The organism is Extibacter muris (genome assembly GCF_004345005.1).
Lineage (GTDB): Bacteria > Bacillota > Clostridia > Lachnospirales > Lachnospiraceae > Extibacter > Extibacter muris.
On sequence record NZ_SMMX01000002.1, the window covers coordinates 245620 to 263535 of the forward strand.

A 17916-nucleotide genomic window follows, 5' to 3' on the forward strand; every position below is an offset into this window, starting at 1 on the left:
GTTTTTCCTGTATTTCCTTGCATTTACGCTGAAACGGTGCTATACTAAGTAACAGTTACATAAAGAAGACGGCAGAAGAGTGAACGGAAGTTCACTCTTCTTTGTTGGTAGGAAAGGAAGTTGGAATTGTCAAAGAGAGAAATATACGAACAGAAGACGGAAGAGATCCTTCTCCCGATAGTGGAAGAATACGGGTTTGAGCTGGTGGATGTCGAGTATGTGAAGGAAGGCAGTACATGGTATCTGCGTGCATACATCGACAAGCCGGGCGGCATCAATATCGATGACTGCGAGAAGGTGAGCCGAAGGCTGTCCGATATACTGGATGAAAAAGATTACATGGATGACGCTTATATTATGGAAGTAAGCTCCCCGGGGCTCGGGCGTCCGCTGAAGAAGGAAAAAGACTTCAGGAGGAGCCTTGGAGAGGAAGTCGAGATAAGGACCTACCGCATGATGGATAAACAGAAGGAATTTTTCGGGATACTGAAAGATTATGATGACAGTACAGTTACGATATTGCAGGAAGACGAGACCTTAAAAACATTTGCCAAAAGCGACATCGCGCTTATTCGCTTAGCGTTCGATTTTTAGATTTCAGGAGGAGAAAAAGTAATGAACACAGAGTTATTAGAAGCGTTAAATATTTTGGAAAAAGAAAAGGATATCAGCAAAGAGACACTGTTGGATGCAATTGAAAATTCATTGCTGAATGCTTGTAAGAACCATTTCGGAAAAGCGGACAATATAAAAGTCATCATGGACAGGGAGACATGTGATTATAAATTATTTGCCGAGAAGACGGTAGTGGAGGAAGTGGAGGATGACCTGGAGCAGATAAGCCTTGAGAAGGCGAGAGAGATTGACAGTACCTTTGAGCTTGGCGATATCGTGCAGATTCCGATAGAATCCAAATCTTTCGGCCGGATTGCCACGCAGAATGCAAAGAACCTGATCCTGCAGAAAATCCGGGAAGAAGAGAGAAAAGTCGTATACGACCAGTACTTTGAGAAAGAAAAAGATATCGTGACAGGTATCGTCCAGCGCTATGTAGGCAAAAATATCAGCATTAACCTCGGCAAAGCAGATGCCATGCTTACGGAAAACGAGCAGGTCAAAGGTGAAGTGTTCAAGCCGACAGAACGCATCAAGCTGTATGTCGTGGAAGTGAAGAATACGACCAAAGGGCCGAAGATCCTCGTCTCCCGTACACACCCCGAGCTTGTGAAGCGACTTTTCGAGTCCGAGGTGACGGAGGTCAAGGACGGCACGGTCGAGATCAAGAGCATTGCAAGAGAAGCCGGAAGCAGGACGAAGATAGCCGTGTGGTCTAATGACCCGGATGTGGATCCGGTAGGGGCCTGCGTCGGAATGAACGGGGCGAGGGTGAATACGATCGTCAACGAGCTCCGCGGTGAGAAGATCGACATCATCAACTGGAGCGACAATCCGGCTATTCTGATAGAGAATGCCTTAAGCCCCGCCAAGGTCATCTCCGTTATGGCAGATCCGGACGAAAAAGCGGCAAGCGTCATCGTTCCGGATTACCAGCTGTCCCTGGCAATCGGTAGAGAGGGGCAGAACGCGAGGCTTGCAGCCAGGCTTACGGGCTATAAGATTGATATCAAGAGCGAGACGCAGGCAATCGAGTCAGGGGAACTGCCTGAGAATTATATGGAACTGAGTGAAGGTGTCTATGAAGAAGAGATGTATGAGGACGGCTTTGACGGCGAATATGCCGAGGAGTATCCGGAAGATTATGAGGAAGGCACCGAAGAGATAGAATTTACAGAAGCAGAGGATTAGGGTGATCGTTTGAGCAGCAATAGGAAAGTGCCTATGCGCAAATGCGTAGGTTGTCAGGAAATGAAGGGTAAAAAGGAAATGATTCGGGTTATCCGCACGGAAGAAGGAGACTTTCTTCTGGACGCGACCGGCAAGAAGAACGGAAGGGGCGCTTATGTATGCCCGACGAGAGGGTGTCTTGAAAAAGCGGTTAAAAATAAAGGCCTGGAGCGTTCGTTTAAACAGTCTATTCCAAGAGAAGTATACGAAAAACTGGAAAAGGAGATGGAATCGCTTGGGCCAGAATAAGATATTGTCTCTGATAGGGATCGCCACGAAAGCCGGCAAGACGGCAAGCGGCGAATTCTGTACGGAGAAGGAAGTAAAGTCGGGGAGAGCCGCGCTGGTGATCGTGGCAGGGGATGCATCTGATAACACGAAGAAAAAATTTCAGAACATGTGTGACTTCTATGAAGTGCCAATCTATTTTTATAAAGATAAAGATACCTTGGGGCATGCAATGGGAAAAGAATTCCGGGCATCTCTTGCGGTACTTGACGAGGGATTTGCAAAAGGAATCAGGAAACATATGGATACGGAAGATGATACGATTGCATAAAGGAGGTAGTTAGTATGTCAAAAATCAAAGTGTATGAATTAGCAAAGGAGCTTGATGTCCACAGTAAGGATATCATCGAGTTCCTGGGCAAGAAAAATATAGAAGTTAAGAGCCATATGAGCACGCTGGAGGATACAGACGCGGATATGGTGAAAAAGGGCATGGGAAAAGCGGAGTCGCAGGATAAAGAGGCAGCTGCGCCGAAAAAGAAAAATATCGTGCATGTGTTCCGTCCGCAGAACACGCAGAATGCCGGCAGGCATGGAAACCGGCAGGGCGGAAGACAAGGGCAGCAGGCACAGGGCAGGCCGATGCAGGTGAACAATGGACGTCCGGCGAAGCAGCAGCAAGGTACGCGTCCGGCACAGGGGCAGGACAGACCGCAGGGTACGCGTCCGGTACAGAACCAGGACAGACCGCAGGGGACACGTCCGGTACAGGGGCAAGACAGGTCGCAGAACGCGCGTCCGCCACAGTCTCACGACAGGCCGCAGGGTTCCCGTCCGACACAGGGACAGGACAGATCACAGGGCAGCCGTCCGTCACAGAATTACGACAGGCCGCAGGGAGGACGCCCGGCACAGGGGGCAGACAGGAATAACGGCCGTGGTGAACGCCAGGGCAGCCGTCCGCAGAATGGCCGTCCGCAGAATGGCAGGCCGCAGGGAGGACGCCCACAGGGTGACAGGCCGCAGGGGAGCCGTACGGGACGTCCACAGAGCAGTGACAGGCCGTCTTATCAGAACGACAGGAACCAGGGCAGAAGACCAGGTGAGAGATACGACCGCCCCGGCGATAAGAAGAACACATCCAGCCCTTCTCCCGCACTGGAAGGCCAGAAGCCGCAGCGCAGCAAGGGCAAGGGAAAAGATGACTATAAGAAGAAAGATTACCGCCGTAACGAGGACGGCAGGAATAAAGGCAAGAAGCAGAAGGCTGACAACAAGAAAGATATCCAGAAGCCACAGCAGAAAGTAGTAAAGGTGGAGGAAGAAATCAAGGCAATCATCATTCCGGAAGTTCTTACGATCAAAGAGCTGGCTGATAAGATGAAGATTGTTCCTTCTGTCATCGTGAAAAAGCTGTTCCTCCAGGGGAAGATAGTCACGGTGAACCAGGAGATCGACTACGCTACCGCGGAAGAGATTGCACTCGAGTTTGATGTGCTCTGTGAAAAAGAAGAGCAGATTGATGTAATCGAAGAGCTTCTAAAAGAAGAAGACGAAGATGAGAAGAAGATGAAGAAACGTCCGCCGGTCGTATGTGTCATGGGCCATGTCGACCATGGCAAGACGTCCCTTCTGGACGCCATAAGGCACACCAATGTGATAGACCGCGAAGCAGGTGGAATCACGCAGCATATCGGCGCCTATGTCGTGGAGGTGAACGGAGAACGTATCACGTTCCTTGACACACCGGGACATGAGGCATTTACGGCCATGCGTATGCGGGGTGCCAGCTCTACAGATATCGCGATACTCGTGGTTGCGGCGGATGACGGTGTGATGCCACAGACAGTGGAGGCTATCAACCATGCCAAAGCTGCCGGAATCGAGATCGTGGTGGCGGTCAACAAGATAGATAAGCCGAGTGCCAACATAGACAGGGTAAAACAGGAACTGGCTGAATACGAGCTGATTCCGGAGGACTGGGGCGGAAGCACGGTATTCGTGCCGGTATCTGCGAAGTCCGGTGAAGGGATTGCAGAGCTGATGGAGATGATCATCCTCACGGCAGAAGTCATGGAACTCAAAGCGAATGCGAACAGACGTGCCAGAGGGCTCATCATCGAGGCGGAACTCGACAAAGGCAAAGGGCCGGTGGCAACGGTACTTGTACAGAAAGGGACGCTTCATGTGGGAGATTCTATCGCAGCCGGCTGTGCCTATGGAAAAGTACGTGCTATGATGGACGACAAGGGCAGACGTGTCAAAGAGGCAGGCCCGTCCGTTCCGGTAGAAATTCTCGGACTGAACGATGTGCCGAATGCAGGAGAAGTATTCGTTGGCTGTGCAAATGATAAAGAGGCAAGAAGCTTTGCGGAGACATTCATCTCACAGGGCAAGGTGAAGCTGCTAGACGAGACAAAAGCAAAGCTGTCGCTGGATGATCTGTTCACACAGATTAAGGAAGGCAACCTGAAGGAACTGGGCATCGTTGTCAAGGCGGACGTCCAAGGCTCCGTCGAGGCGCTGAAGCAAAGCCTTCTGAAGCTTTCAAATGAGGAAGTGGTTGTAAAGATCATCCATGGCGGCGTAGGAGCGATCAATGAATCTGATGTGAGCCTTGCATCCGCGTCTAACGCGATTATCATCGGGTTCAACGTACGTCCGGATGCGACTGCCAAAGAGACGGCGGAACGCGAAGGTGTTGACCTGAGGCTCTACCGTGTCATTTACAATGCGATAGAAGATGTAGAAGCGGCGATGAAGGGTCTGCTGGATCCGGTATTCGAAGAGAAGGTTCTCGGCCATGCCGAAGTCCGACAGACATTCAAGGCATCCGGCGTCGGTACGATTGCCGGCTCCTATGTTCTGGACGGTACTTTTGAACGTGACTGTTCCGTAAGGATCACAAGAGACGGAATCGTCATCTTTGACGGACCTCTTGCATCTCTGAAACGTTTCAAAGATGATGTAAAAGAAGTAAGAGCAGGATATGAATGTGGATTTTTATTCCAGAATTTCAATGATATCAAAGAAGGGGATCTGGTAGAATCCTTCAAGATGGTTGAAATACCGAGATAATGCATGGGACTGCTCTGGAAAAGAGGAGTAAATAATGAAAAAAAGAAGTATCAAGAATACAAGGGTAAATACAGAAGTGCAGAGGGAACTGAGCAGTATCATAAGGGGCGGCATCAAAGATCCAAGAGTGGCGCCCTGGACCTCTGTCGTAGCGGCCGAAGTCGCTCCTGACCTGAAGACATGCAAGGCATATATAAGCGTACTTGGAGATGAAGAGGCTCAGAAGGAGACGATAAAAGGGCTGCAGAGCGCAGAGGGATATATACGCAGGGAACTGGCGAGGACCCTCAACATGCGCAATACTCCTGAGATAAGATTTATCCTTGATCAGTCGATAGAGTATGGCGTAAACATGTCAAAGAAGATCGATGAAGTGACAAAAACAACAGTAAAGGATGAGACAGATGCTGAATAAGTTGTTGGCTCAGGCAGACTCTATCGCAATCGGCGGGCACGTACGGCCTGACGGAGACTGTGTAGGCTCCTGTATGGGGCTTTACCAGTATATCCGGGAGACATATGTGGATAAAGAGGTAGATGTATATCTGGAGGACATTCCGGATGTTCACAAGTTCATAGAGGCGTCAAAGGATATCCGGCATGAAATTGAACACGGAAAGATATACGACCTTTTCATCTGCCTCGACTGCGGGGATGAGGACAGGCTTGGCTTTTCACTGCCCCTGTTCCAATCCGCCAAAAGGACGTTCTGCGTAGACCACCATGTGAGCAACCGTGAATTTGCGGACGATAATTATATATTCCCGGATGCCAGCTCCACGTCAGAGCTGATATATGACCTTATCGACAAAGACAGGATATCTATGCAGGTAGCGGAGGCGCTTTACCTTGGCATCGTGCATGACACGGGAGTGTTCCAGTATTCCTGCGCATCCCCGGCCACCTTCGAGGCTGCCGCGGACCTGCTGAGGAAAGGGATCGATGGCCCGAAGATTATTGAAGATACGTTTTATGAAAAGACGTATGCCCAGAACCAGGTGCTTGGCCGTGCACTCCTTGAGAGCATCCTGCTCTTAGACGGCCGGTGCATCGCCTCATATATTACGAAGGAGCAGATGGAGTTCTATGGCGTGGATGCCAAAGACCTGGACGGCATCGTGAGCCAGCTGAGGGTTACGAAAGGGATAGAGGCGGCTCTGTTCATGTATGAGCTGGAGCCGAATGTGTACAAAGTCAGCCTCCGCTCCAAAGACACGGTCGACGTGAGCAGGATTGCCCAGTATTTTGGCGGCGGCGGCCATAAGAAGGCAGCCGGCTTCAGCATGGCAGGCACGCCCCATGACGTGATGAACAACGTGATAAGACAGATTGCGCTACAGCTGTAGAGCACAGTAATAGAGAGGTAAGAAAACATATGATACACGGAGTAATCAATGTGTATAAGGAGAAAGGCTTCACTTCACACGATGTCGTAGCCAGACTCAGAGGAATTGTAAGACAAAAGAAGATAGGACATACAGGAACGCTTGATCCGGATGCGGAGGGCGTTCTTCCCGTGTGCCTTGGCAAGGCAACCCGGCTCTGCGATATGCTTACGGATAAAGATAAGACATATGAAGCAGTACTGCTGCTTGGGATGGAAACAGACACGCAGGATATTTCCGGCGGCGTCATCGAGAAGAGGAGCACGTCACACCTGGGAGAAGAGGCGGTACGGATGGCTATTCTTAACTTTACCGGTGAATATGCGCAGATACCGCCCATGTATTCTGCGGTGAAGATAGGCGGAAGGAAGCTGTACGAGCTGGCTAGGGAAGGGAAAGTAGTCGAACGGAAGGCTAGGAAGGTCTGCATATACGATATCCGCATTCTTGATATGCGGCTGCCGAAGGTTAGGATGGAGATACGCTGTTCAAAGGGAACGTACATCCGTACCCTGTGCCACGATATCGGACAGAGTCTTGGCTGCGGGGGCTGCATGGAGCAGCTGATCCGTACGCAGGTGGGACGTTTCGGTATAGCAGGCAGCAAACGCCTGTCAGAAATTGAAAAGATGAGGGACGACGGGACGCTCGCAAAAGCGGTCGTGCCGGTGGACGAGATGTTTCCGGACTACAGGAAGGTCGTGGCCGACCAGATACAGGAACCTCTTGCATACAATGGCAATGCATTTCCGGGCAGGCGGGCACAGGACAAGGCGGATGGGTTTGAGGACGGTGAATATGTCAGGGTCTATGACAGGGATGGACATTTTATCGCCGTTTATGAATACCGCACGGCAGAAGATACGTTCAAAGTAAAAAAGATGTTTTTTGACAGAAACAGTAGATAGAGGAAAAGCTATGCAATATATAAAAGGTCTGGAAGCATATCACGCGGACGGCCGCAGCGCGGTTACGCTTGGAAAGTTCGACGGGCTGCACCTGGGGCATAAGAAGCTGATAGATATGGTGAGGGAATATGGAAGGCAGGACGATATTAATAGCATTGTCTGTGCCTTCGACATGAGTGCTTTATATGAGAAGAAGGGAATCGCACTGGAAGTCCTGATGACGAAGGACGAGAGAAGAGGCCGCCTGGACGGTGAAGTGGACGTCCTTGTGGACTGTCCATTTACAGAAGCGTTCAGCCAGATGGAGGCGGAGGCATTCATAGAAGAGGTGATCCAGAAGAGATTCCGTGCCGCATATGTGGTCGTGGGAACAGATTTTCATTTCGGACACAAAAAGCGCGGAGATATCCACATGCTCCAGGCATACGCCCGGAAATACGACTATGAGCTCGTCGTCGTCGAGAAGGAACGGCGGGAAGGACACGTCATAAGCAGCACGTATATAAGACAGCTGCTAAAAGAAGGGAATATGCCGATTGCACGGGAACTGCTCGGATATCCGTACGGCCTGCAAGGTGTTGTAGAACATGGCAGGAAGCTTGGAAGGACGCTGGGATTTCCTACGTTCAATGTCGCTCCCGCGGAAGAAAAGGCCATGCCACCCAACGGCGTATATCTGAACCGGGTACAGGTTGACGGAGCCTGGTATGAGGGCATAGCCAATATCGGCATTAAGCCGACCGTCTCGGATGAGAACCGGATGCTCGTGGAAAGCTATCTCTTTGACTATTCCGGTGATGCGTACGGCAAAGAAGTGAAGATAGAACTGCTCGCGTTCTGCAGGCCGGAACAGAAATTTGCAGATGTGGAAGAGATGAAGGAATGCGTGGCCGCGGACATTGCCTCCGGAAGACGGTATTTTGGGAAGACGGACACGGATTAGTTAGAGGAGAATACAAATGAGTATAACAACGTTTTTCTTACTGCTTGGGGGGCTGGGGCTGTTCCTCTTCGGAATGAAGCTCATGAGCGAGGGACTTGAGAAAGCAGCGGGAGCCAAGATGAGAGGGATCCTGGAATTCTTTACGAAGAACAGGTTTGTCGGGATGCTGGTCGGCATTCTGTTTACGGCGGTCGTGCAATCGTCGAGCGCGACGACGGTCATGGTAGTAAGCTTCGTCAATTCGGGACTTATGAACCTGCTTCAGGCAACAGGGGTAATCCTTGGCGCCAACATCGGTACGACGGTCACAGGACAGCTGATTGCGTTCAACCTGTCCGACATCGCGCCGCTGTTTGTCATCATCGGCGTCATTATGGTCATGTTCTGCAAGAAGCTGAATATAAAGCGGGCAGGAGAAGTGATACTGGGATTTGGTATCCTGTTCATGGGGCTGGGCATCATGGGAGATGCCATGTCTTCCCTGCGGGAATCCCCTCATATCGTAGAGCTGTTGAAATCGCTCAGGAATCCTTTTGCCGCGATTCTGACGGGCTTTGTCATCACGGCAATCCTACAGAGCTCTTCGGCCACGGTAGGTATCGTCATACTGATGGCATCCCAGGGGCTGCTGGCTTTTGCCATCTGTCCGTTCCTCATTCTCGGATGCAACATCGGTTCCTGCGTATCTGCTCTCATAGCCAGCCTTGGAGGGAAGAAAGATGCCAAGCGTGCCGCCATGATACATTTCCTGTTCAATGTCGTCGGCTCGGCTTTCATACTTATCGTTCTGCTCATCGGCATCACGCCGATTACAGATGGGCTGCTGAGGCTATCCGGAGGGAACGCGGCCCGCGCCGTAGCCAATGCCCATACTTTGATCAAGATATGTGAAGTAATCCTTCTGCTTCCGTTCATGAACTGGATTGTAAAAGCTACATATAAGATCGTGCCGGGCAAAGACGTATCGTCGGAGGATGGATTTGAATTACAGTTTATCGGAGAAGGGTCTATCGTGTCACCGGCGACTGCCGTAGTTGACGGGATACGTGAAATAGAACATATGGGCAAGATCGCAATCGCCAATCTCAAGACAGGTATGGACGCCCTCTGTTCTCTAAACGAGGAAGAAATCAATACGGTATATGGCAGGGAAAAATATATTGATTTCCTGAACAAGAAGATTACGGATTATCTCGTGCGCGTCAATGAGATAGAACTGCCCCTTGCAGATGCCAAGCTCATCGGAGGCCTGTTCCATGTGGTGAACGATATCGAACGCATCGGGGACCATGCAGAAAATTTCGCCGATTCCGCAAGGATGCGTATCGCCGACGGAGTGGAATTCAGCGATAAGGCGAAAAAGCAGCTCCATGACATGACTGCCATGGTCGTAGAGATCCTGGAATATTCGCTGGACATGTTTACGAACCGCAACCAGGAGCACATGCAGGAGATACTGGATCTGGAAGATGAGATTGACGACAGGGAGAAGAAGCTGCAGCGGTCCCACGTAAAGCGGCTCACGAAGAATAAATGTACGCCGGAGGCGGGCATGATATTTTCTGATACGATATCCGGGCTGGAACGTGTTGCGGACCATGCGACCAATATCGCGTTTGCGATCCTGGAGCCAGAAGATAATGAGGAGGATGACGAAGAAGATTAAAGCCGGTGAGAAAATACTGCTTTACTTCCATGTCCCTCTATGGTATACTACATGGGTATGAACAGCCGGTGTTCGGTAATTGGATGACTCCAGCCATTGCTTAATACCAGGCGGTGCAATATAGAATATAGGAGGAAGAACAAATGGTTTCTAAAGAGCAGAAAGAACAGATTATTGCCGAATATGGCAGAGGTGAGGGAGACACAGGCTCTCCGGAAGTACAGATTGCCATCCTGACGGCAAGAATCAATGATCTTACAGATCATTTTAAAGCAAATCCTAAGGACCACCATTCAAGAAGAGGGCTTCTTAAGATGGTAGGGCAGAGAAGAGGTCTGCTTGCTTACTTGAAGAACAAAGATATCACAAGATACCGTTCTTTGATCGAGAGACTTGGATTGAGAAAATAACCGGGTTTCGATGAAGTGCTGTTTACAGGGCGCTCTCCGTGAGGAGGGTGCCCTTATTTGATTCTCATTCGCCGTCGGAGCTGACAGATTCCAGCACGGAGATATACAGCATGACGAGAGCAGAAGAGAGCAGAAGGCCCCCGGCGATATCCGTAAGCCAGTGGACACCGGACAGGAGCCTTCCGATTACCGTCACCACGATAATAAGGACAGACCATATGTCTAACAGGATGAGCAGCCGCCTTTTTCCACGGAACAGATGCCGGTACTGCACCATTGCCGTCGCCATGACGCAGACGGCTGCCATCGTATGGGAGGACGGGTAAGACCGCTCCGGATCTTGAGACAGAATGACAGGCCTGTAATTGACCGCCACTAATTCAAAAAATATATAGAAGGCGATGACCGCAATGTAAAATACGCCGAGAAGCAAAAGCCCGGGGTCTACCTTTTTGATGCTTCTTCTGACGAGCTGGTACGCCCCAAGGAACGCGAATCCAAGGGCAGCAGCGACTACGGCGACACCGAGCCAGTCGGTGATGTCGTACCAGAGCATATTGACGCCCGTAAGCTCCGATACATACTGGTTGACGGTCGCGAAGCCCACCCGGGTGTGCTCCGGTCCCACAGGCCTGACATCCACTACTTTCACAAGGACAGTGAAGATTGCAAACAACAGGAAGACCTTTGAAGTAAAGAAGAAAAACAAGAGTACCGTCACATAGCGTTCTCTTGCCGCGGCAAAGAGGCAGACAGCCAGTCCGCCCAGCACGGCAGAACATCGGCATACGATACCGGCCGCAGCCTCTTTCTCCAGGCGGGTGAGCAGAAGTTCAGCACTCCCCAGCAGGATAATGGCCAGAAATACGGACCAGTATATAAGGAGATTATACTTCGTCTATTATGCCTGTCCGGGCAAAGAATATCAACAGCATATTTTGTTAAATAAATAACATAATCCTGTTGCAATTCAGACGATTATTCAATATAATAAGCTCAGATTGATAAAAATTTAACCAATAGAGGAGGATGACATGTTAGAACAATATTATTATGAAAAGGCGGATGAAGTAATTGCCTCACACGGCTCGGACCATGCGTCGCTCATTCCTATTATTCAGGACATACAAAGCGAATACCGCTATCTGCCTCCGGAGCTTTTGAGCTATGTGGCGGGGAAGCTCGGCATTACAGAGGCGAAAGCCTACAGTGTGGCGACATTCTACGAGAACTTTTCATTTGAGCCAAAGGGAAGATATGTCATTAAAGTGTGCGATGGGACGGCCTGTCACGTCAGGAAGTCTATCCCGATTCTTGAAAGGCTCTACAGTGAGCTTGGGCTGTCCAAAGAGAAGGTGACGACGGACGACATGCTGTTTACGCTGGAGACCGTATCCTGTCTCGGCGCCTGCGGGCTTGCGCCGGTGCTGACGGTAAATGACAAGGTATACCCGGCCATGACGCCGGATGCTGCTGCAGAACTGATTCATGAATTGAGAGGAGCGTAAGGATGCAGAAGATAGAAAATGTAGAGAAGCTGCAACAAGTCAGGGAGACTGCAAAGACAGCCATCACACAGAGCAGATGCAGAATACTGATCTGTGCAGGTACCGGATGCCTGGCCGGCGGTTCCGGTGAAATATATGACAAGATGTGCAGCCTTGCGCGGGAGTGCCCGGATGTAGAGGTCGAGTTCGGACCTGAGATAGCCCATGGAGATAATGGCATAGGCATCAAGAAGAGCGGCTGCCACGGGTTCTGCGAGATGGGTCCGCTCATGCGGATCGAGCCGATGGGGATCTTGTATACGAAAGTGTCTGTGGACGACTGCGAGGCGATTTTTGAAAGGACCATAAGGAACGGAGATGTCATCCGGCATCTGCTCTATAAGCAGGACGGTATAGAGTACCAGCGGCAGGAAGAGATACCGTTCTACAAGAGGCAGACAAGGCTCGTCCTGGAACACTGCGGACATATCGATGCAGAGCACATCGAAGAATACATAGCACACGGCGGATACGAGGCGCTAGGCAAGGTCCTCTTCGACATGAAGCCCGAAGAGGTGGTGCAGGAGATACTTGACTCTAACTTAAGAGGGAGGGGAGGCGGCGGCTTCCAGACCGGATATAAGTGGAGCCAGGTGGCCAGACAGAAGGAGAGGACGAGATATGTGGTCTGTAACGGCGATGAGGGAGATCCAGGCGCGTTCATGGACAGAAGCATCATGGAAGGCGATCCACACAAGATGATAGAGGGTATGATGATCGCGGCTTATGCGGTAGGCGCACAGGAAGGATATATCTATGTGCGGGCGGAGTACCCGCTTGCGATCAGCCGCCTGAAACTCGCCATCAGACAGGCGGAAGAAAGAGGGCTGCTCGGAGAAGACATCCTTGGTTCCGGATTTTCTTTCCGGCTCCATATCAACCGGGGTGCGGGTGCATTCGTGTGCGGCGAGGGAAGCGCCCTTACGGCATCGATCGAAGGCAGCCGGGGCATGCCGAGGGTAAAGCCTCCCCGCACGGTGGAACAGGGGCTGTTTGCCAAGCCGACCGTACTGAACAATGTGGAGACCTTTGCCAATGTCCCTATGATTATAAGCAGAGGGGCGGACTGGTACAAGACGATTGGTCCGGAGAACAGCCCCGGAACGAAGGCATTTGCCCTTACAGGAAGTGTAAAGAATACGGGCCTTATCGAAGTACCGATGGGGACGACGCTCCGTGAAGTCATCTTTGATATCGGAGGCGGCATCAAAGGTGACGGCGGCTTCAAGGCAGTCCAGATAGGCGGGCCTTCCGGCGGCTGTCTGATTACGCAGCATCTTGATGTCAATCTGGACTTTGACTCGCTGAAGAAGATGGGGGCCATGATAGGTTCCGGAGGCCTTGTCGTCATGGACGACCACACATGCATGGTAGAGGTCGCACGCTTCTTCATGAATTTTACCCAGAATGAAAGCTGCGGCAAATGCGTACCGTGCCGGGAAGGGACGAAGCGGATGCTGGAAATACTGGAACGCATCGTGCAGGGCAACGGCAGGGAAGCGGATCTGGATACACTGGATGAGCTTGCCAGGACCATTACCGGGACGGCGCTCTGCGGCCTTGGGAAGAGCGCGGCGCTACCGGTCATGAGTACGCTTAAGCTGTTCCGCGAGGAATACATGGAACATGTGGCGGAGAAAAAGTGCGTATCCCACACTTGTACGGCTCTGCGTAGATTTGTCATCAGCCCACAACGGTGCAAGGGCTGTTCCAAATGTGCCAGAAACTGCCCGGCGGGGGCCATCAGCGGCAAGATCAAAGAACCGTATGTCATCGACGATTCGAGATGTATCAAGTGCGGCGCATGCGAGAGTGCGTGTGCGTTCGGTGCAATCCATATAGAAGCATAGGAGGAAAGAGACATGAAATATATGACAATCAACAACCGGAAGGTGGCGTTCGATGATGAAAAGAATGTACTATCTGTCATCCGGAAGTCCGGAATCGATCTTCCTACGTTCTGCTATCATTCGGAACTGTCGACCTACGGCGCGTGCAGGATGTGCGTGGTGGAAGATGACAGAGGGAAGGTGTTCGCCTCCTGCTCCGAGACTCCAAGGGAGGGGATGGTGATATACACGAACACGCCAAGGCTCCAGCATCACCGGAAGATGATTCTGGAACTGCTGCTTGCATCCCACTGCAGAGACTGTACGACATGCCGCAAGAACGGTGTCTGTACGCTGCAGAAGCTGGCACAGCAGCTTGGCGTAAGCTATGTCAGATTTGAGAACAACAAGCCGCAGCTTCCGCTGGATGAAAGTTCGGACTGTATCGTACGTGACCCGAACAAATGTATCCTCTGTGGCGACTGTGTCCGCACATGTGATGAGATACAGGGGCTCGGCGTGCTGGACTTCGCGTTCCGGGGCGCCAGGATGCAGGTGATGCCTGCCTTCAACAAAGACCTAGCAAAAACGGACTGTGTAGGCTGCGGACAGTGCAGGGCCGTCTGCCCGACCGGCGCTATCACGATCAAGCAGAACATACGCCCGGTGTGGGAGGCAGTTGCCGATAAGGATATCCGTGTCATCGTGCAGATAGCACCTGCCGTCCGCGTTGCAGTTGGTGACAAATTCGGCATACCGAAAGGAGAAAATTCACTCGGGAAACTGGCGGCGGCGCTTCGGCGCATGGGATTTGACGAGATATACGACACGAACTTCGGCGCTGATCTTACAGTGATGGAAGAGTCTGAGGAATTGCTGGAACGTCTCGAGTCAGGTGATAACCTGCCCCTGTTTACTTCCTGCTGTCCGGGCTGGGTGAAATTCTGCGAGAACAAGTACCCCGGCCTGCGAGAGCATATATCTACGTGCCGCTCTCCGCAGCAGATGTTCGGCGCCGTGCTGAAAGAGGAGGCGCGCATGGACAAAGAGGAGAAGAGAAAGACCGTGGTCGTATCCATCATGCCATGTACAGCCAAAAAGGCTGAAATCAGGCGGCCGGAGCATAAGACGGACGGAGAGCAGGACGTGGACTATGTCCTTACGACGACAGAAGTGACACGTATGATAAAAGAGGCGGGCATCGACCTTGCCCAGATGCCATCCGAGGCGCTGGATATGCCATTTGGGCTGTCCTCGGGCGCAGGCGCTATCTTCGGCGTGACAGGCGGCGTGACGGAGGCCGTCCTGCGCAGGCTCGTCGGAAGCAGCAGGCAGGAGGACCTTGAAGACATCAGCTTTACCGGAGTGCGGGGGATAGAAGGAATCAAAGAGGCAACGGTGGCACTCGGAGAGCGGGAAGTGAAGATTGCAGTAGTTAACGGGCTTAAGTGTGCCGACGAGTTGATGGGCAAGATTCAGTCCGGTGAATTATATTATGATTTCGTGGAAGTCATGGCATGCAGGCGCGGCTGCATCACCGGAGGAGGACAGCCGGTGCCGATAGGGGCGAGGACGAAGAAGGCAAGGCTGGAAGCGCTGTATAAGATAGACACGGTGGCACAGATCAAGCTGTCCAACGAAAACCCCATCATTCAGACGCTTTACAGAGGGCTGCTCAAAGGGAAAGAGCATAAGCTGCTCCACAACGAAAGATAAGCAGTGCAAGATTGACGGGCAGGGCGCCGGAGACCGGAGGCCCTGCCTTGTTTTACGGATAAAGCTGATTTGCGGAAAAGAGAAAAAGCGGTAGCACAATTGCAGCAAATGTGTTATAATATCATAGATTGTGGACAGGATTGACAGATCCGAGACCACTGAAAAGTATATTTTTGGCTGAAAGTATGTTTTTCAGTAGTTTCGGCGTCTCCTGTCACACAGAAATGTTTGAGATAGAAGGAGAACGATATGTATAAGAAATTTGAGATGGAACTGGCCGGAAGGACGCTCCGTGTAGATGTGGACAGGGTTGCGAAGCAGGCCAACGGAGCAGTGTTCATGCACTACGGAGATACGACGGTACTCTGTACCGCCACAGCTTCTGAGAAGCCGAGGGAGGGAATCGACTTCTTCCCGTTAAGCGTAGAGTACAATGAGAGATTATATTCTGTAGGCAAGATTCCGGGAGGATTTAACAAGAGAGAGGGCAAGGCTTCCGAAAATGCGGTGCTCACATGCCGTGTCATCGACAGGCCGATGCGGCCGTTATTTCCGAAGGATTACCGTAATGACGTGACGCTTGAGAACCTTGTCATGTCAGTGGATCAGGACTGCAGCCCCGAGCTGACTGCCATGATTGGTGCGGCGATCGCTACGACGATTTCCGATATTCCGTTTGACGGGCCGATATCTACGACTCAGGTAGGACTTGTGGACGGTGAGGTCGTATTCAACCCGACCGCTGCCCAGAAAGAAGCTTCCGACATGGCGCTCACCGTGGCGTCCACGAAAGATAAAGTAATCATGATTGAAGCCGGTGCCAATGAAGTTCCGGAAGACAAGATGATTGAAGCCATCTTTGCCGCACATGAGCTGAACCAGAAAGTGATTGCTTTTATAGACACCATCGTTGCTGAGTGCGGTAAGCCGAAGCATACGTATGAAAGCTGTGCGGTTCCGGAAGAGCTGTTCGATGCGATTAAGGAACTTGTTCCTCCACGGGAGATGGAAGAGGCAGTATTTACCGATGACAAGCAGACGCGTGAGGAAAATATCCGTGTCATCACAGATAAGTTAGAAGAGGCATTTGCAGACAAGGAAGAGTGGCTGGAGGTGCTCGGCGAAGCAGTATACCAGTACCAGAAGAAGACCGTCCGAAAGATGATATTAAAAGACCACAAGCGCCCGGACGGCAGGGCTATCGATGAGATAAGGCCGCTGGCTGCAGAGACCGACCTGATTCCGAGAGTACATGGTTCTGCCATGTTCACACGTGGACAGACGCAGATATGCACGGTCACGACGCTGGCGCCGCTGGCGGAAGCGCAGAGGCTGGACGGACTGGACGAGGCAGAGACATCCAAGAGATATATGCATCATTATAATTTCCCGTCATACTCCGTCGGAGAGACAAGACCGTCAAGAGGACCCGGACGCCGTGAAATCGGCCATGGCGCGCTGGCAGAGAGAGCACTCATACCAGTGCTGCCGAGCGAGACAGAATTCCCATACGCGATCCGTACGGTATCGGAGACGTTTGAATCGAACGGTTCCACGTCCCAGGCAAGCATCTGCGCATCTTCGATGTCTCTCATGGCTGCCGGTGTTCCGATCAAGGCTGCCGTTGCTGGCATCTCGGCAGGACTTGTGACAGGGGATACGGACGATGACTATCTCGTATTGACGGATATCCAGGGGCTGGAAGACTTTTTCGGCGACATGGACTTCAAGGTCGCGGGAACCCATAAGGGAATCACGGCCATCCAGATGGACATCAAGATCCATGGCCTTACAAGACCGATAATCGAAGAGGCAATCACGACGACAAAGAAAGCCAGAACTTTTATCCTGGATGAAGTGATGAATAAGACGATTGCCGAACCGAGAGCAGAGGTAGGACCATATGCGCCAAAGATTATCCAGATGCAGATCGACCCGCAGAAGATAGGCGATGTAGTGGGCCAGCGCGGTAAGACGATCAATGCTATCATAGAGCAGACAGGCGTCAAGATCGACATTACGGATGACGGTGCAGTCTCTATCTGCGGCGTGGAGGCAGACAGCATGGCCGAGGCGAAGAGGCTCGTCGAAATCATCGTCACGGACTTCGAGGCAGGACAGATTCTCGAAGGAAAGGTAGTCAGCATCAAAGAGTTTGGCGCATTCCTCGAATTTGCACCGGGCAAAGAAGGCATGGTTCATATTTCCAAGATTTCAAAAGAGAGGATCAATCATGTAGAAGACGTACTGACACTTGGTGATATAGTTACGGTCGTGTGCCTTGGCAAGGACAAGATGGGACGTATCTCTTTCAGCATGAAAGATGTCGCAAAATAGATGCAGGAAGAACCACAGAATACA

Annotated in this window: 16 protein-coding genes; 15 read left to right on the plus strand and 1 reads right to left on the minus strand. The window is 51.4% G+C overall.

The features are described 5' to 3' along the window. The first annotated feature begins 126 nt into the window (after nt 1-126). From E1963_RS02995 to rpsO, 11 genes are all read left to right on the plus strand, one after another. The gene (locus E1963_RS02995) at nt 127-594 is read left to right on the plus strand and encodes a ribosome maturation factor RimP (protein WP_132275086.1); all 468 of its coding nucleotides are present in this window, start codon (nt 127-129) and stop codon (nt 592-594) included. A 21-nt stretch (nt 595-615) separates the two neighbouring features. Continuing rightward, the gene (gene nusA / locus E1963_RS03000; RefSeq protein ID WP_132275089.1) at nt 616-1806 is read left to right on the plus strand and encodes a transcription termination factor NusA; all 1191 of its coding nucleotides are present in this window, start codon (nt 616-618) and stop codon (nt 1804-1806) included. 33 nt (nt 1807-1839) lie between these two features. Beyond that, nucleotides 1840-2094, plus strand: coding sequence for an RNase P modulator RnpM (gene rnpM / locus E1963_RS03005; RefSeq protein ID WP_132275091.1), 255 nt, complete (start codon nt 1840-1842; stop codon nt 2092-2094). Continuing rightward, nucleotides 2081-2404 (plus strand): L7Ae/L30e/S12e/Gadd45 family ribosomal protein, encoded by a 324-nt coding sequence (locus tag E1963_RS03010; protein WP_066575598.1) that lies wholly within the window; start codon nt 2081-2083, stop codon nt 2402-2404. The genes rnpM and E1963_RS03010 overlap by 14 nt, the downstream gene beginning before the upstream one ends. A gap of 14 nt (nt 2405-2418) precedes the next feature. Beyond that, the gene (infB, locus tag E1963_RS03015; protein WP_132275094.1) at nt 2419-5151 is read left to right on the plus strand and encodes a translation initiation factor IF-2; all 2733 of its coding nucleotides are present in this window, start codon (nt 2419-2421) and stop codon (nt 5149-5151) included. 34 nt (nt 5152-5185) lie between these two features. Beyond that, nucleotides 5186-5566 carry a 30S ribosome-binding factor RbfA gene (gene rbfA / locus E1963_RS03020; RefSeq protein ID WP_132275097.1) on the plus strand — a complete coding sequence of 127 codons (381 nt, stop codon included), beginning with the start codon at nt 5186-5188 and terminating at the stop codon, nt 5564-5566. Further along, entirely contained in the window at nt 5556-6497 is a 942-nt protein-coding gene (locus E1963_RS03025) for a DHH family phosphoesterase (protein WP_201271982.1), read from the plus strand. The genes rbfA and E1963_RS03025 overlap by 11 nt, the downstream gene beginning before the upstream one ends. A 29-nt stretch (nt 6498-6526) precedes the next feature. Beyond that, nucleotides 6527-7444, plus strand: a complete 918-nt coding sequence (truB, locus tag E1963_RS03030) for a tRNA pseudouridine(55) synthase TruB (RefSeq protein ID WP_132275103.1) — start codon at nt 6527-6529, stop codon at nt 7442-7444. 10 nt (nt 7445-7454) lie between these two features. Further along, nucleotides 7455-8387, plus strand: a complete 933-nt coding sequence (locus tag E1963_RS03035; RefSeq protein ID WP_132275105.1) for a bifunctional riboflavin kinase/FAD synthetase — start codon at nt 7455-7457, stop codon at nt 8385-8387. 16 nt (nt 8388-8403) lie between these two features. Next, nucleotides 8404-10053 (plus strand): Na/Pi cotransporter family protein, encoded by a 1650-nt coding sequence (locus E1963_RS03040; RefSeq protein WP_132275108.1) that lies wholly within the window; start codon nt 8404-8406, stop codon nt 10051-10053. A 143-nt stretch (nt 10054-10196) separates the two neighbouring features. Continuing rightward, on the plus strand, nt 10197-10463 hold the full coding sequence (gene rpsO / locus E1963_RS03045) for a 30S ribosomal protein S15 (protein WP_006444064.1): 267 nt from the start codon (nt 10197-10199) through the stop codon (nt 10461-10463). 64 nt (nt 10464-10527) lie between these two features. Here rpsO and E1963_RS03050 read toward each other — a convergent pair whose 3' ends face one another. Then, nucleotides 10528-11235 (minus strand): phosphatase PAP2 family protein, encoded by a 708-nt coding sequence (locus tag E1963_RS03050; RefSeq protein ID WP_243117539.1) that lies wholly within the window; start codon nt 11233-11235, stop codon nt 10528-10530. Nucleotides 11236-11497: 262 nt separating this feature from the next. Here E1963_RS03050 and E1963_RS03055 point away from each other — a divergent pair, with 262 nt between their 5' ends. From E1963_RS03055 to E1963_RS03070, 4 genes are all read left to right on the plus strand, one after another. Continuing rightward, on the plus strand, nt 11498-11971 hold the full coding sequence (locus E1963_RS03055; RefSeq protein ID WP_132275110.1) for a complex I 24 kDa subunit family protein: 474 nt from the start codon (nt 11498-11500) through the stop codon (nt 11969-11971). A gap of 2 nt (nt 11972-11973) precedes the next feature. Further along, nucleotides 11974-13860, plus strand: a complete 1887-nt coding sequence (nuoF, locus tag E1963_RS03060; RefSeq protein WP_132275113.1) for an NADH-quinone oxidoreductase subunit NuoF — start codon at nt 11974-11976, stop codon at nt 13858-13860. Between the two features lie 12 nt (nt 13861-13872). After that, nucleotides 13873-15555 (plus strand): [FeFe] hydrogenase, group A, encoded by a 1683-nt coding sequence (locus E1963_RS03065; protein WP_132275116.1) that lies wholly within the window; start codon nt 13873-13875, stop codon nt 15553-15555. A gap of 249 nt (nt 15556-15804) precedes the next feature. Next, entirely contained in the window at nt 15805-17892 is a 2088-nt protein-coding gene (locus E1963_RS03070) for a polyribonucleotide nucleotidyltransferase (RefSeq protein WP_132275118.1), read from the plus strand. Nucleotides 17893-17916: the final 24 nt, after the last annotated feature.